The 15785-nt window shown below is 34.3% G+C and carries 20 protein-coding genes; 3 read left to right on the plus strand and 17 right to left on the minus strand.

The window, feature by feature from the left end:
• Window positions 1-92 precede the first annotated feature (92 nt).
• Both GZ212_RS06805 and GZ212_RS06810 read right to left on the minus strand, forming a co-directional pair.
• Window positions 93-479: an acyl-CoA thioesterase gene (locus GZ212_RS06805; RefSeq protein ID WP_053969973.1), complete on the minus strand. Its 387-nt coding sequence runs from the start codon at window positions 477-479 to the stop codon at window positions 93-95.
• Complete coding sequence (locus GZ212_RS06810; protein WP_166958427.1) at window positions 476-1369, minus strand: DUF72 domain-containing protein; 894 nt, start codon at window positions 1367-1369, stop codon at window positions 476-478. The genes GZ212_RS06805 and GZ212_RS06810 overlap by 4 nt, the downstream gene beginning before the upstream one ends.
• Before the next feature lie 143 nt (window positions 1370-1512).
• Between GZ212_RS06810 and GZ212_RS06815 the strand changes: the two genes are divergently transcribed.
• Together GZ212_RS06815 and GZ212_RS06820 are read left to right on the plus strand one after the other, a co-directional pair.
• Window positions 1513-1917 (plus strand): glyoxalase, encoded by a 405-nt coding sequence (locus GZ212_RS06815; protein ID WP_166958429.1) that lies wholly within the window; start codon window positions 1513-1515, stop codon window positions 1915-1917.
• Window positions 1918-1920: 3 nt separating this feature from the next.
• On the plus strand, window positions 1921-2367 hold the full coding sequence (locus GZ212_RS06820) for a transcription elongation factor (RefSeq protein ID WP_166958431.1): 447 nt from the start codon (window positions 1921-1923) through the stop codon (window positions 2365-2367).
• On the opposite strand, the gene GZ212_RS06825 is transcribed toward GZ212_RS06820, so the two are convergent.
• The 5 genes from GZ212_RS06825 to GZ212_RS06845 form a co-directional block, all read right to left on the minus strand.
• The gene (locus tag GZ212_RS06825; protein ID WP_166958433.1) at window positions 2360-3037 is read right to left on the minus strand and encodes a DUF2461 domain-containing protein; all 678 of its coding nucleotides are present in this window, start codon (window positions 3035-3037) and stop codon (window positions 2360-2362) included. The genes GZ212_RS06820 and GZ212_RS06825 overlap by 8 nt on opposite strands.
• Before the next feature lie 79 nt (window positions 3038-3116).
• Complete coding sequence (locus GZ212_RS06830) at window positions 3117-3674, minus strand: hypothetical protein (protein WP_166958435.1); 558 nt, start codon at window positions 3672-3674, stop codon at window positions 3117-3119.
• Window positions 3675-3726: 52 nt separating this feature from the next.
• Window positions 3727-3891, minus strand: coding sequence for a hypothetical protein (locus GZ212_RS06835; protein WP_166958437.1), 165 nt, complete (start codon window positions 3889-3891; stop codon window positions 3727-3729).
• Between the two features lie 64 nt (window positions 3892-3955).
• On the minus strand, window positions 3956-4117 hold the full coding sequence (locus GZ212_RS06840; protein ID WP_082316484.1) for a DUF1328 domain-containing protein: 162 nt from the start codon (window positions 4115-4117) through the stop codon (window positions 3956-3958).
• Between the two features lie 175 nt (window positions 4118-4292).
• Window positions 4293-5075, minus strand: coding sequence for a tRNA pseudouridine(38-40) synthase TruA (locus GZ212_RS06845; RefSeq protein WP_166958439.1), 783 nt, complete (start codon window positions 5073-5075; stop codon window positions 4293-4295).
• A 100-nt stretch (window positions 5076-5175) separates the two neighbouring features.
• On the opposite strand from GZ212_RS06845, the gene GZ212_RS06850 reads away from it, so the two are divergent.
• Window positions 5176-5613, plus strand: coding sequence for a hypothetical protein (locus tag GZ212_RS06850; RefSeq protein ID WP_166958441.1), 438 nt, complete (start codon window positions 5176-5178; stop codon window positions 5611-5613).
• Window positions 5614-5653: 40 nt separating this feature from the next.
• On the opposite strand, the gene hisIE is transcribed toward GZ212_RS06850, so the two are convergent.
• From hisIE to GZ212_RS06900, 10 genes are all read right to left on the minus strand, one after another.
• Window positions 5654-6250 carry a bifunctional phosphoribosyl-AMP cyclohydrolase/phosphoribosyl-ATP diphosphatase HisIE gene (gene hisIE / locus GZ212_RS06855; RefSeq protein ID WP_166958443.1) on the minus strand — a complete coding sequence of 199 codons (597 nt, stop codon included), beginning with the start codon at window positions 6248-6250 and terminating at the stop codon, window positions 5654-5656.
• The gene (gene hisF / locus GZ212_RS06860) at window positions 6250-7005 is read right to left on the minus strand and encodes an imidazole glycerol phosphate synthase subunit HisF (protein ID WP_166958445.1); all 756 of its coding nucleotides are present in this window, start codon (window positions 7003-7005) and stop codon (window positions 6250-6252) included. The genes hisIE and hisF overlap by 1 nt, the downstream gene beginning before the upstream one ends.
• Complete coding sequence (gene hisA / locus GZ212_RS06865) at window positions 7005-7739, minus strand: 1-(5-phosphoribosyl)-5-[(5-phosphoribosylamino)methylideneamino]imidazole-4-carboxamide isomerase (RefSeq protein ID WP_166958447.1); 735 nt, start codon at window positions 7737-7739, stop codon at window positions 7005-7007. Before hisA ends, hisF begins: the two co-directional genes overlap by 1 nt.
• A gap of 2 nt (window positions 7740-7741) precedes the next feature.
• The gene (gene hisH, locus GZ212_RS06870; protein WP_166958449.1) at window positions 7742-8323 is read right to left on the minus strand and encodes an imidazole glycerol phosphate synthase subunit HisH; all 582 of its coding nucleotides are present in this window, start codon (window positions 8321-8323) and stop codon (window positions 7742-7744) included.
• On the minus strand, window positions 8323-9459 hold the full coding sequence (hisB, locus tag GZ212_RS06875) for a bifunctional histidinol-phosphatase/imidazoleglycerol-phosphate dehydratase HisB (RefSeq protein ID WP_166958451.1): 1137 nt from the start codon (window positions 9457-9459) through the stop codon (window positions 8323-8325). The genes hisH and hisB overlap by 1 nt, the downstream gene beginning before the upstream one ends.
• Window positions 9456-10505: a histidinol-phosphate transaminase gene (gene hisC, locus GZ212_RS06880; protein WP_240923778.1), complete on the minus strand. Its 1050-nt coding sequence runs from the start codon at window positions 10503-10505 to the stop codon at window positions 9456-9458. The genes hisB and hisC overlap by 4 nt, the downstream gene beginning before the upstream one ends.
• Window positions 10502-11797, minus strand: coding sequence for a histidinol dehydrogenase (hisD, locus tag GZ212_RS06885; RefSeq protein WP_166958453.1), 1296 nt, complete (start codon window positions 11795-11797; stop codon window positions 10502-10504). Before hisD ends, hisC begins: the two co-directional genes overlap by 4 nt.
• Window positions 11798-12655 (minus strand): ATP phosphoribosyltransferase, encoded by an 858-nt coding sequence (gene hisG, locus GZ212_RS06890; RefSeq protein ID WP_166958455.1) that lies wholly within the window; start codon window positions 12653-12655, stop codon window positions 11798-11800.
• A gap of 267 nt (window positions 12656-12922) precedes the next feature.
• The gene (locus GZ212_RS06895; RefSeq protein WP_053969989.1) at window positions 12923-13738 is read right to left on the minus strand and encodes a prohibitin family protein; all 816 of its coding nucleotides are present in this window, start codon (window positions 13736-13738) and stop codon (window positions 12923-12925) included.
• Between the two features lie 10 nt (window positions 13739-13748).
• The gene (locus GZ212_RS06900) at window positions 13749-15782 is read right to left on the minus strand and encodes a VWA domain-containing protein (protein ID WP_166958457.1); all 2034 of its coding nucleotides are present in this window, start codon (window positions 15780-15782) and stop codon (window positions 13749-13751) included.
• Window positions 15783-15785: the final 3 nt, after the last annotated feature.

The following is a 15785-nucleotide window of genomic DNA, read 5'->3' on the forward strand; positions in this document are numbered from 1 at the left end:
AATGGTTATAAATTAAGTGTTAATTTCTATAAATTTACGAATTATACTACATTCAAAGATGTTAATCTCTTCCAAAAAAATCTTAAACCTTGTTAAGACAACCGGTTTTTTACAAACTCGACTTCAGTCTTTCCATGTGGTTTCGGTTTGCCATCATTACCTAAATTTACCATAACAATATTGTCAACCGTTAAAATAGTTTCCCTAGTCATTTTATTTCTGGCTTCACATCTTAAACTTAAAGAGGATTTCCCAAATTTAATGACCTCGATTCCAAGTTCTATAATATCTCCTTGTCTGGCAGAACTCATAAAATTGATTTCAGACATATATTTGGTAACTACCCTAGAATTTTCTAACTGGATTATTGTATACAAAGCTACTTCTTCATCAATCCAAGCTAATAGTTGCCCCCCAAACAGGGTTTCATTGGGATTAAGGTCTTCTGGTTTCACCCATTTTCTGGTGTGGAATCTCATAATGATAATAATTTTTGTTGATCTGAATCATTTGGAATTTTTAAATTGGCATTCAACTCCAGATTCAATTTTTTAATAAAATAAGTGGACAATAAAGGAGATTCTTTTTCAATATTTTGATGAACAAAGAAATCCATTTCCTTAATGCCTTGTTCTTTCCATTCTTTTAAGCGTGCAATCCAATCATCAAGACGACTATAGTCACTCGGGTGGTTAGCACCAACATATCTAATGAAGGCCTTGGAATTTGTTAATCGCATATGCATTAAATCCCTCCTACCTGCAGTATCCACGATGATATTTGTCACATCATTTTTCTCCAACAAATCATAAACCTGATTGGCAACAGCTTCATCATTATACCAATCGGTATGTCTAAACTCCACGGCAAGGGGAATTTCTTTAGGCCATGATTCTACAAAACCAATTACCCGGTCAAAATCCCTAGGTGAAAAATTATTGTGCATTTGTAAAAAGACCGTTCCTAGTTTTTCCTTGAGTTGTGAAGCACTGTATAAATAATCATCAACAACAGTCTTTACCTCATTTAACCGCTTCCAATGACTTATTTCCTGATTAATTTTAGGAAAGAACCTAAATTGGTCAGGAACTTTCTCATACCAAGTCGTAAACTGCTCAGGAGGAAAAATTCTATAAAAAGTAGCATTCAGTTCAATGGAATTGAACTGACGCGAATAATAAGACAGTTCATCCTTGGTACCTCTGGGATAAAATCCCTTTAAATCTGCCCTATTCCATTTGGCGCAGCCCACATAATATTCCGGTTCATTGTCATCCTTGGCCAAATTCAGCACTCTGCTCGTATCTATATGATCTGGAGGTAATGTAAAGTCAATGTTTTCTGGGTTATCTACACTTCCAAATTTCATATAAAATCTTTTATTCAAAGGTACTTCATAATAATGGCTTTCAAAATGTAAACTCCCAAATGTTGATAAAAATGTTAACATCAAAATGTTAGCCCAACATAATCACCTAACAATATGATTAAATTTAATCAAAACTTACAGCCATGAGAAACCGAAGTACTGACTTACTACAGTGTCGTCCTCAAATTCCTTCAGCCGTATTTACTGAAACCATGAGCAGCGACGAACGATTTCAAAATGCCACTTTAAGACCCATTATTAAACTTCAAAATGACCTTTTTGTTGAAGTTTTTAAAAATTATGTCCACAAGCACAAAAATGTATTTTATAGTTTAACAGTGCCAAAACAAATGGAGTATATAGAAAATGCCATTCAGAAGGACATTAAGTTTAGAAACTCTTTAAAAGGTATGGTCATTGGTCAATTCACCGTTGAAGAATATCAATTTTACATTACCAATTCCTCTGCTCTAAATAAAAGGATGATGAATATTGTCAAGGATCGCTTAATAGATAACCTACAGATTTTACAGCCACTCTGTGCCTAATTAATGAATACAAAATTTGAGTTGCTACAGGTTTGTATAGACCATGTACAAAAGCGTATTGAAAGTTATAAAAGCGAAATAGCTCTAATCAAAGAATCCATTGAATCCAATGATAAAAGTTCTGATGATGAGGATGATTCTGGAAACAGTAAGCTTTTTGAAGATTTAGAGAAAAACTCTCAATATTTAAGTGATGCCCAAAAAACCATGGGTATTATTAAAAGTATCAACCCAAATATAAGGTATGAAACATGTGTGTTGGGAAGCTTGGTAAAAACGCAAGAAAACTCTTTTTTTATATCTGCTAGTATCGGAAAGATTGACCTTGATTTTGGCTCCTATTATGCCATTTCTTTACAATCGCCTATTGGGCAATTGATGAAAAATAAAAAAGCTGGAGATCATATAGAATTTAATGGTAAAACTTTTTCAATTTTAGAGATTAAATAACGGATTCCCCATTTAAATTGGTGGTCAAGACATCACTCATATAATCAAAGTAAGGTCTAATCAATTGAAATGATTTGTCGACATCATCCAGGAAATTTTCTGAAAGAACCTCTTTATCTGAATATTTTTTGATGAAAATATATTGTTTTTTCCTAATGAGATCTATGTTAGGATGATCTTTTTCAAAATCTCTTGGAGCTGTTTTAAGTTCGTCTCCTTGTAAATCACCCCAAACTGATTTGAATTTAGGGTCTGCCAATAAATCCCTCATTTCTGAAGCATCCATTTCAAACTCTCTTCTAATCCTATTCAAATCATCTTTATTCGGTTCCCAGAATCCCGTTGCCATAAAGGATTCATTATTTGGAGATAGATGTAAATAATACCCACCTCTTAACTCAGGTTTTTTTCTATGAAAAGAACCTCCAAAATGGATTTTATAGGGTTCTTTGTTTTTTGAAAATCTAACATCCCTATAAATTCTAAAAATTTTGAGATTATCTACTTCGTCATGCATTTTCAACTTAGAAAATAACATTTCATAAAAGTTCTTAACCTCTTTTTGAATTCCCTTAAACTCCTTTTTATGATCATTAAACCAATCGCGATTATTGTTACTCTTTAACTGGTTCAAGAAAGTAAATATATCAGAAGTTAGTTGTGTCGCCATTCATTTTTAATTTAATTAAAAGTACAAAAAAAAGTCCCAAATGAATGGGACTTTTCTTGATGGTTATTTATTAAAGGAATTATTGGATGTCTTTAACAGCAACAAATTCCTGTTTGACTAATTTATTTTTATTTTCATCAAAGTATTCTACGGTAAAGTTACCTTGACTGTTAAAATAGCCTATTCCCGAATACTTATCAGATCTAAAAAAGTAATGGTTTTTGGTGCTTGACTGAATCGCGTTACCAAAATTTACATCATTATCATTTTTAATAGCGACCACCTTGAAACCAGTATCACATCTGTCAAAGTCATACATAGTACCATCGCAAACATATTGTGCAGTTTGCAACTTAGAATCATAAAAGACATCATGATCACTATCAACTTCCACAGTTTTGGTTACTTTTTTCGGGGAAGCCACAATAGATTGATTGACCTTGTTCTTGTCATCTTCATCCAATTTGATTTCCTGCTCCTCCTTGGTCGTTACTTTAATCTTTTTTTCAGTTACTTCTCTACCATTATCAATTTTAATGGTTTTCACGGTTGTTTCCTCAGAAACATTTTTCGGCTTTTCTTGAGCCAAAAGAACTCCTGAAAATAGGAAACAAGCAGCATATATTATCGATTTCATTTTAAGAATTTTAAGGTTAAACAATTAGAAGAATTAAGTTGGGTGCTGTTTATTAATCTACAGCATCTTCAACTTCATCGGCTGCATCCTCTAATCCATCACCTACATCATCAGCAGCTTCTTCAATTTTGTCTCCAGCATCCTTCTCTTCTCTACAACCTACAAAGGCAGTGGATATGGTAAACATCAGCATTAACATATAAATTAAACGTTTCATAATTTTTAAGGTTTTAGGGTTAATTAAAATATTGTTTGAATAAGTTTTTAAGAATGAGCTATGGTTATCTTTTAACCAAACCTCTAACAAGTGATATAACTAGTAGAACTAGAAATACGAAGAAAATAATTTTGGCAATCCCGGCAGCTGCTCCCGCAACGCCTCCAAATCCTAAGATTGCAGCTATAACAGCAATAACTAATAAAGCGATAGTCCAACGTAACATAATAAATTGTTTTAAGGTTAATAATAATGAATCGTAAAAAAGATTCTTATTCAAGGTACGTTGCTAATGAGTGACTTACGCTTTGCATTAACAGTATTTAACTTACATTTTTTTTCTTTAACAAAATTTATGTTAAGATTTAATCTGTTGTTCTTAAAAGTTTTAAGAAGAAGGTTTATTGGAATTCGATCTTATTTAAAATCAAACCTGAAGCTGGTGCAATGTAATTACTTATAGAAAATTCAGATGTGTCTAAACTACGCTCTATGTCTTCCAAGCTAAGTTCATTTTTTCCCAATCTAATAAGGGCACCCATCATTAATCTAATTTGATTTCTGCCAAATCCTTGCCCAACCACACGAAGCATATAGGACTTCTCTGGAAAAAAATTGGCTCTATACAAATCATTTTCAACAAGTTCGCAGGTATCAATCGTTCTATCATACAATCCTTGATCTGTAGCCCGATAGCAATAATTCTTGAAGTTATGCTGTCCTTCAAACAACTTGGCTCCTATCTTCATTATGTCGATATTCAACTCGTCCAAAATAGTTGTTAGGATTGGAGCGCAAAATGGATGGCATTTTTGCCCATGAGCAAACAAATAGACATATTCCTTTAATTTAGAATTTTGGATGATGTTAAAACTTTCATCTACTTCCTGAATATTTAAAGCCCTAATATCTTGAGGCAAATTGTAATTAAACCAATTTAAAAATTGATCTAAATCATCGATGGGTTCATAAACGAAAAGTTCAAAAGCAGTTTCATTAGCTGATACCATAGCATCGGTTCTACCAGCTACCAAAGTTTTAAATGATTTCCCCTCCAACACATATTTAAAGGTTCTATCTATCATTAAATGAAGGGTTTTTAGGTTGGGTTGTTTTTGCCATCCATGGAATCTGTATCCTAAATATTGACATGTAATGAGGTAATAGAAACGCTTTTGAAACACTTATTTTTTGATTTAATCGATTAAAAAGTAATCTGTTACTCTAAGTAAGATTTTTTTTATAACTTCATTCTTATCTGCTAATCTAACTATTAAAAACACAATGACAGACAATTTAACAATCAAACCTCCAAAATGGTATTGGGCCGTAAGTATCATTGCCTTCATTTGGAATCTAATGGGAGTTATTGCCTATTTGGGCCAAGTATACATGACCGAAGAAGATTTAAGGGCACTACCTGAAGCTGAAAGAAGTCTTTATATGGATGTTCCAGCTTGGGTAACGGGCGCCTTTGCTTTGGCCGTATTTGGTGGTGCATTTGGTTGTCTTGGACTTATTCTAAAAAAGCAATGGTCTAAACCACTATTAATTTTATCATTAATAGCCGTTATCGCTCAAATGTCTTACAATCTCTTTATGAGCAGAGCCAGTGAGGTTTATGGACCTGGAGGAATGATTATGCCGATTATGGTAATTATATTGAGTGCTCTTTTGGTTTGGTTTGCTTACTATGCCGCTAAAAACCGCTGGATTTCCTAAAACAATCACATAACTTATTAAAAAAAGGCATTAGAAACAACTAATGCCTTTTTTTAAGAATATCAACAACATCTTCTAAACTAAATCCTTTAGCTTTAAGAAGCATGAGATAGTGAAAAAGCAAATCGGCGCTTTCGTTTAAAAATAAATCGTCGTTGTCATCTTTGGCCTCAATAACCATTTCTACAGCCTCCTCTCCAACTTTTTGTGCTATTTTATTCATGCCCTTTGAAAAAAGGGATGCCACATAAGATTCTTTGGGATCAAAATTTTTAACTCGGTCATCAATAACCTCCTCCAAATCACTTAAAAATCCAAAATGCGGTGTGTTTTCCTCAGCCCAACAAGTATCTGTTCCCTTGTGGCAGGTAGGCCCCGAAGGTTTTGCTTGAATCAAAATTGTATCGTGATCACAATCTACTTTGACATCTTGCAATAAAAGAACATTTCCACTTTCTTCTCCTTTGGTCCAAAGTCTTTGTTTCGATCTACTATAAAAGGTTACTAATTTGGTGCTCATGGTCTTTTGATACGAATCTTCATTCATGTATCCGAGCATCAATACTTTCTTGGTTTCCGCATCCTGAATGATTGCCGGCACCAAACCATTTTCATTTTTACTAAAATCTATAGTCATTACAAACGTACTTCTATATTATTCCTTTTAATTTCTTTTTTCAAATCTAATATTTCAATTTCCCCAAAATGAAATACACTAGCAGCCAAAGCTGCATCCGCTTTTCCCTTATCAAATGCATCAACAAAATGTTGCGTGGTTCCCGCACCACCTGAAGCGATAATGGGAATATTGACATATTGGGATAACTTTGCCAAAGCTTCATTGGCAAAGCCATTCTTGGTTCCATCATGATTCATAGAAGTAAATAAAATTTCACCTGCACCTCGTTCCTCAACCTCTTTAGCCCAAGAAAACAAATCAATTTCTGTTGGGATACTGCCTCCTGCCAAATGCACTTTCCATTCACCATCAATTTCTTTAGCATCGATAGCCACAACGACACATTGATTTCCAAATTTGGCTGAAAGTTCGTTGATTAAATCGGGTCTTTTAACAGCTGCTGAATTTACAGAAACCTTATCTGCTCCGTTTTTTAATAAAATATCCACATCTTCTACTGTGGATATACCACCTCCAACAGTGAAAGGAATGTTAACTTGTTCGGCTACTTTAAGAACCATCTCTCTGGTTGTTTTCCTACCTTCCAAAGTTGCTGAAATATCCAAAAACACCAATTCATCCGCGCCTTTATCGGCGTATTTCTTTGCCAACTCTACCGGATCTCCAGCATCTCTTAAATTCACAAAATTAACCCCCTTAACCGTTCTTCCATTTTTTATATCCAAGCACGGTATTATTCGTTTTGTAAGCATTAAATAAACTTTTCTAGATCTCTTAATGAAATTTTGTTCTCATATAATGCCTTCCCTATGATGACACCTTCACATCCAAGTTCCTTTAGCCTAATAACATCATCTAAATTTGACACCCCACCAGAGGCAATCAACTTGACTGATTGGTCTGAGCTGGAATTGGAGCATTCATGGATAATTTTGGAATACAGCTCATTGGATGGTCCTTCAAGCATTCCATCTTTTGAAATATCAGTACAAATGACATACTGCACGCCTTTTTTTTGATAGGCTTTGATAAAGGTGATTAAATCCAAATCACTTTGTTCCTGCCACCCATTTACAGCAATCTTCTCATCTTTTGCATCGGCACCAAGAATTATTTTTTTACCTCCATATTTATCCAGCCACTTTTCAAAAACCTTTGGATTTTTAACCGCAATACTACCTCCTGTGACTTGTTTAGCTCCCGAATTAAAGGCGATATATAAATCTTCATCTGACTTCAATCCACCTCCAAAATCGATCTTTAAAGACGTTTTAGTAGCAATTTGCTCCAATACTTTATAGTTGACAATTTCATGAGCTTTCGCCCCGTCCAAATCAACTAAATGCAAATATTCAATGCCTGCATTTTCAAACTGTTTGGCCACTTCCAGCGGATTTTCATTATATACTTTTTTGGTGTCAAAATCGCCTCTTGTGAGTCTGACACACTTGCCGTCGATAATATCTATTGCTGGTATAATTCGCATTTTTAAAGTTTTAAAAAATTATTCAAAATTTGAGCCCCCACTTCGCCACTTTTCTCTGGATGAAATTGGACTCCATAAAAATTATGATAGTTTAGAGCGGAAGCATAAACCAATCCATAATCGGTTTTGGCAATCGCTTGTGATCCCAACTCGGCATAATAACTATGCACTAAATATAAATAGGACCTATCTGGAACCTCTTTAAACAAATCTGATTGAAGATCTGTAATGACATTCCAGCCCATATGGGGTACTTTAACGGAATGGTCAAACCGTTTAACATTTGTATCAAAAATACCTAATCCTTCGGTATCTCCTTCTTCGGTGTAATTACATAATAATTGCATTCCCAAGCAAATACCTAAAACCGGTTGTTTTAACTCCGGAATCAATTGATTTAATCCACTTTTTTTAAGCATCTTCATGGCACTACCTGCCTCTCCTACTCCCGGAAAAATGACCTTATCAGCATTTATAATATCCTTTTCATCATGAGTTAAAATGGCATTGACACCCAATCTATTAAAAGCAAATTGAATGCTTTTAATATTCCCCGCTCCATAATCTATTATCGCTAATTTCATTAAAGAACCCCTTTTGTAGATGGCAAAATCATTTTATCCACATCTCTTTTAATAGCCATTTTTATGGCCTTGGCGAAAGCCTTAAAAATGGCTTCAATTTTGTGGTGTTCATTGCTCCCTTCTGCCTTAATATTCAAGTTACACCTAGCACCATCTGTAAAAGATTTGAAGAAATGATAGAACATTTCTGTTGGCATTTTTCCAATCATCTCCCGCTTAAAATCAGCTTCCCAAACCAACCAATTTCTACCTCCAAAATCTATAGAAACCTGAGCTAAACAATCATCCATGGGCAAACAGAAACCATAACGCTCCAAACCTAATTTATCTCCTAATGCTTTATAAAAAACTTCGCCTAATGCTATGGCTGTATCCTCAATAGTATGATGTTCATCTACTTCAAGATCTCCCTCTACTTTTATCCTTAAATCCAATTGCCCATGTCTAGAAATTTGGTCAAGCATATGGTCAAAAAATGCCAAACCAGTCGAAATCTCACTTTGTCCCGTTCCATCCAAATTTAAATCAATCGCTATTTGGGTTTCCTTGGTGTTTCTAACTATGGAAGCAGAACGATCAGCTAATTTCAAAAACTTATAAATAGTCTCCCAATCATCTGTTTCTAGAGCTATAAATTCATTTAATTTTTGTCTGTCTACCGTTACTTCATCTTCACCCAAATAACTTTCGTTATTAATAAAAATGCCCTTAGCTCCTATGTTTTTGGCCAATTCCACGTCTGTTAATCGATCTCCAATAACAAAAGAGTTTTCAAGATCATAGGCCTCAGAAAAATATTTGGTCAGCAAGCCGGTATTAGGCTTTCTGGTTGGAGCATTATCCCTTGCAAAAGTGCGATCAATGAATTGCTCTTTGAATACAACACCCTCCGAAGCAAATGTTTCAAGAATCAAGTTATGAACCGGCCAAAAAGTTTCCTCAGGATAGACTTCTGTTCCCAAACCATCCTGATTGGTAACCATCACCAGTTCGTAATCCAGTTCTTTGGCAATTCTTCCTAAATATTGAAACACTTTTGGATAAAACACCAACTTTTCAAAAGCATCAATTTGCTCATCTTCGGGCTCTTTTATCAAAGTTCCATCGCGATCTATAAATAATACTTTCTGGCTCATTTTATACTTTTTAAAGCTAAGATTAAATTAGTGTTTTCTTCTGTTGTTCCTACAGTAATTCTCAAACAATTCTCACATAAGACTTGATTTGAACGATTTCTAACCACGATTCCCTTTTGTATAAGCTGATTATACCTTTTTGTTGCATCATCTACCTTGACCAAAATAAAGTTGGCATCAGAGGGATATATCTCGGAAATATAAGCGATGCTTCCTAATTCTCTTTCCAAAACATTTCTTTCTGTTAGGATTTGTTGTACTTGGGTTTTAAATACTTCTGTGCTATTCAATTGCTCCAACGCCTTTTGCTGCGTTAATTCATTAATATTGTATGGAGGCTTTATTTTATTTAAGGTAGAAATAATAAATTCTGAGGAATAACAAATACCCAACCGAATTCCTGCCAACCCATAGGCTTTAGACAAAGTTTGGGTTATTACCAAATTTGGAAACTCCTGTAATCTATTAAGCCAACTGGCTTGAGAAGAGAAATCTATATAAGCTTCATCAATTACAACAAGTCCTTTAAACTGTTTCAATAAGCTTTCTATATCTCGTGAATTTAAACTGTTTCCTGACGGATTATTGGGTGAACATATAAACAATATTTTGGTGTCTTCAGAAACTGAATTTAATATGTTCTCTACCCTTAATTGAAATTCTTCGGATAAATTAACGGCTTTCAATTTCACATTATTGACTTCTGCCAAAACTTGATACATCCCATAAGTTGGGGGTAGAATCAATATTTCATCTTGATTGGGTTCACAAAATGCTCGAATTAAAAGATCTAAAACTTCATCACTTCCGTTTCCCAATAATATATTGCTAACCGAAACGCCTTTAAGTTCTGATAATCTTTCCTTTAATTTAGTTTGTTGGGGATCTGGGTATCTGTTCAATCCATTAGAAAATGGATTCTCATTCGCATCTAAAAAAATAAGATCCTTGTTGAACTCTTTAAACTCATCCCTAGCAGAGGAATACGGTTTTAATGCCATCACCGATGGCCTTACCAAATTTTTGATCTCATTAATAGTCATCATGGCTTTTCCTTTTTTAAATCCTTCAATCGGATGGAAACTGCATTTTTATGAGCCGACAAACCTTCTGCTTCAGCCATTAATTCTATGGTTTCACCAATATTAAGAAGTCCGGTTTCTGTAATCTTTTGAAATGTGATGCTTTTTGTAAAACTATCCAAATTGACACCTGAATAGGACTTACTAAAACCATTAGTAGGTAGTGTATGGTTCGTTCCAGAGGCATAATCCCCAGCACTTTCAGGAGTGTAATTTCCTATAAATACTGAACCCGCATTCCTAATTCCATTAATGAAATAATCTGCATTTTCCGAACAGATAATAAAGTGCTCCGGACCATATTCATTAATTAAATCCAAAGCCTGTTCATTACTTTCCAATAATACAAGCCTTGAATTATTAATGGCAGCTTGGGCAATAGATTTCCTTGGAAGTTCTTCAAGCTGATTTTCTATTTCCTGCTCCACTTCTTTCAATAACTTCAAAGAAGGTGTGACCAAAATCACTTGACTGTCTCCCCCATGTTCAGCCTGACTCAATAAATCTGAAGCCACATAACTTGCTTTAGCAGATTCATCAGCATAAACCAAAAGCTCGCTAGGACCCGCTGGCATATCAATGGCTACATTAAATTTTGTTGCCAACTGTTTGGCAACAGTGACGAACTGATTTCCCGGTCCAAAAATCTTATAGACCTGAGGAATTGTTTCAGTACCAAAGGTGAGGCCTGCTATCGCTTGAATACCCCCAACTTTAATGATTTTAGTCACGCCACATAACTGAGCCGTAAATAAGATTTCATCTGCTAATTTCCCTTCTTTATTAGGAGGTGAACACAATACAATTTCTTGGCATCCTGCAATTTTAGCTGGAACAACCAACATTAATACAGTAGAGAATAATGGCGCACTACCACCAGGTATGTATAATCCTATTTTTTCAATAGGGCGTTTTTCTTGCCAACAGGTAATACCTTTTGTCGTTTCTACTTCTACTTTACCTGTTTTTTGTGCGGCATGAAACCGTTCAATGTTATTCTTGGCAATTTCAATGGCATCCTTCAAGTTTTGAGGCACCCTAGAAATTGCTTCCTCCAATTCTTGTTGACTTACCACATAATCAGAAAGAGTAACCCCATCAAATATGGAAGTATACTTTAAAACAGCTGTGTCACCATGTCGTTTGATATCCTCAAAAATCTCTATGACCGTTTTTTCAATGTCTTCAACCTTTTGGGTGGGACGTTTTAAAATTTCTTCCCAGCCTTCGCTATTTGGATTAACTATCGTTTTCATTTACAATACCATATTTTCTATTGGACATACTAAAATTCCTTCGGCACCATTGAGTTTAAGCTCATCTATTACTTCCCAAAATTCATTTTTATTGATAACGGAGTGTAAAGAGCTCCAACCTTCCTTAGCTAAAGGCATAATGGTAGGACTATTCATTCCAGGTAAAATTCTTATAATATCATCTATCTTATCATTAGGCGCATTCAAGAGAACATATTTATTCTGCCTACCTTTTAAAACGGATTGGATACGGAATTGCAAACGCTGTAAAATAGTTTGTTCTACCTCGCCAATCTTTGGAGAAACAGCCAATACCGCCTCCGATTTTAAAAGTACTTCTACCTCCTTTAAGTTGTTTTTAAACAAGGTACTGCCACTGGAAACAATATCAACAATAGCGTCAGCTAAACCTATATTAGGGGCAATTTCTACAGAACCATTAATGATATGTAATTCAGCATTTACCTCATTCTCTTTCAAAAATTCCTTAACCGTATTTGGATAAGAAGTAGCAATTCGTTTTCCGTTTAAATCAGAGAGCGTGTTATAACTTTTTGATTTAGGAATGGCCACAGATACTTTACATTTTGAAAACCCTAATTTTTCAACAGTCTTTATATCTCTTCCCTTTTCAAAAAGAACATTTTCCCCTATTATAGCGGCATCCACTACTCCATCATTTAGATATTGGGGGATGTCTCCATTTCGCAAATAAAATACTTCGAGAGGGAAATTGGCTGCAGATGCCTTTAACTGATCTTTACCGTTATCTATTGAAATTCCAACATCTCTCAGAATTTTCATGGAATCCTCATTAAGTCTTCCAGATTTTTGAACAGCGATTTTTAGTTTCTTCATTACTTAATTTTTTTAAGTTGAGTAAACCGAAGGATTTAGAAATAAAAAAACCCGTTTGATTTACTCAAACGGGTTTTAAATATCTTGATTTTATTCAATACATTTTCAGCTCGCCTGAGTGCAAGTATGAAAATGATGATGATGTAATTGAATAAAATTCATGTTTCGTTTTGTATATGCAAATTTTCAAAATAAAAATCCATATATCCAAATGTTTGGATCACAATTATAAATTTTTATTAAGTTTTAAATCTGATAGTGCTTTTTTTATTGATCCCCTAAAATTATTGGCATCCCTGAATCTCCAGATCCTATAACAACTACTTTGCTATTATTAGATTCCGATAGTTTTACTGTCGCTTCAATACCTTTGTCTTGAAGTATTTTATCTGTTAAAGAAGCACTTAAGATACGGTTAGCATCTGCCTTTCCTTGAGCCTCAATAATCTGTCTTTCAGCTTCTTTTTCAGCAGTAACTAATCTAAATTCGTATTCTAGAGATTCTTGTTCTTGTCTAAGTTTACGCTCTATAGCGTCTTTAATGGTAGGTGGCAAAGTTACATCTCTAATTAACACATTGTTTAATTGAATATATTGCCTTTCTACTATTTTTTTTGTTTCCTCAAAAATTTCTTCTTGAATGGCATCTCGCTTAGTAGAATATAATTGCTCAGGAGTATAACGTCCCACCACGCTTCTCGCTGCACTTCTAATGGCTGGCTGCAAAACTCTGCTTAAATAGTTTTCACCTTTCTCATTATGTAATTTTCCTAAATTCTTTACATCTGGCTCATATAATACAGAGGCGTCTAACTTTATATCTAATCCGTTAGATGACAAAACCGACATTTTTTCTGGAATTTCCTGTTGGCGAGTTTCATAGTCGATAACTCTATTCCAAGGAGCAATTATATGAAAGCCCGGTCCAAGCGGAGCTTTATCTGAATCTACTCCATCTCCTAGGGTTTCATATAATACAGCAGCATGACCAGCATCAATAGTGACCGTTGATTTTGCTAGAATAATAATTAAAAAAATAAGTGCTGCAATGGCAGGAACTGCCACTTTTGGTAATCTCTCCATGATAAAAAATTTAAATTAGTCCGTTATATTTTCTGATAAACCACTCAGCACCAAGCAGTAACACTACCAATGCCAAAAGGTATTTCCAGTCTATTAAAGGTACAACAATTCTATTGTTTTTCAAGAGAGGTTTGTAGCGATTATCTCCTAATAAATCATTAATGATCTGATCATAATCATCAATAAAAAAGCTTTTACCTTGACTTTGGGAAGCCACTTGATTTAGCTTGGTAATTTCGGCATTCAAGAATTGTTGTTCCACATTGTAATCTAAAATTTTAAAGCTTCCGGAGGTGGAAATATTTTCATCCACTGCCTTGACAGTAAAACTATAATCGGATGGTGGCAAATTGCTTAAATCAACTTCAAAAAAGTTATTTTTCAATACCAATGGATAGGTTGTTACCTGTTCACTATTTTTATCCTTTATAACAACTTCTAATGGCTCCCTTTGATCAAATTCATAGTTCTTATTGAAGTATTGGGCCTTTAAAGAAATGTTATTATTACCCTCATAAAAAGATTCGTAATCAACTGTTAATCTACTCTGCTTTTTGGTTGAGGCCAAATACTGAATCAACTTACCTAAAAATGTATCAAACTCTGAAAACGATTTGGAATTCAGATACGTTTGGGCTCTCCATTTCCAGATTCCTTCTCCCAATAATAAGGCATACCGATTTTGATTTCTTTCAAATGTGGACAGCAAAGGTGTTTCTGTTGAAACACTTCCTATTCTTTGAAATAACAAAGGATTTGCTGCTATTTGATAATCTACCTCCCCAAACGTTGATTGCAAAGGTGGAAAAGATTCAAAATCAATATCTTCTATCAAAAAATTAGAATAACCTAGATTCAAGTAAGCTAGATAATCCTCTTTTTGATTGGTAACCGTTTGTTTAAAACCGAGATCCAAAGAATTCAAAAAGTTCCAATCGGTATGAGTGCCTGTGATATAAAATACATTTCTAGAAAAATCATTGAATGAATCAAATACCTTTTTAAAGGTGGTATTAGGTTGATAAGCAATGACTAATTGATAATTATCAATATTCTCTAAATAAGCTTCTGGTGTTAAAATTGTAGCTTCCCGTTGTTCGTTGCTCTCAACAGCCTTTTTTAAAGCACCTAGATCAGGATGCCTAATAGCACTAACCAAAGCCACATTGGTCTTTTGGTCAATGACTTCAACTACAAAATTTTTAGTGTTATTAACCGTATTCTTTTCATTCTCCAAAGGAATGATTTCGGCATGATAGGTAAACACTCCAACTTTATTAGCCGATAAATAAAAATTTAATACTTCAGAATTATCATCAGGAGAAAAAGTGACATTTTTTGAGAAAACCGTTGTATTCCCTACAGTTACTTTAAACGTTGAACTAACAGTTTCTTCGCCATTATAAACCAAAATGGCCTCTACTGGGAATCGATTCTTCAGAAATGCATACTTATTGACATTCAATTTTTGAATTTTCAAATCACTATACACTGTGGAATCTCCAAGAATTACCGGATAAACCGATTGTCCATATTTTTCAGAAGTAAAAGAATAATCTCCACCATAGGTTTGATTTCCATCAGTGACTAATATCGTTGGCGCATTTTCCTGTCTGTAAATCTGAGTTAAATCTGAAAATACCCGATCTAAATTCGTTTGTTTTCCTTTAAAATCAAGAGTATCAAGTTCCGTTAAATCTTCACTAAACGCATACCAATCAACATGAAACCTTTCCTTTAATTCATCATTGTTATCTATGCTTTCAATCAATCTCTTAACTTGGTTATCATGTTCAAGATAAGCGACAGAATTGGAATTATCTACAGCAACAACCAAAGTCGGTTTTTCTTCATAAGAAACCACCTTTTCAAACCTTGGATTAACCAATAACAAGCACAACAAAAAAACGGATAGGAATCTTATTCCTATCAAGATCCAATTTATGGTGCCTTGGTTCTTTCTTTGGTATTTATACTGAAAAAGCGCTAATAAAAGCGCTATGATTCCTGATAATATGATATAAAATATGGTTTCTAAAGACATAAA

The organism is Mangrovimonas sp. CR14, from assembly GCF_011764015.1.
Classification (GTDB): domain Bacteria; phylum Bacteroidota; class Bacteroidia; order Flavobacteriales; family Flavobacteriaceae; genus Mangrovimonas; species Mangrovimonas futianensis.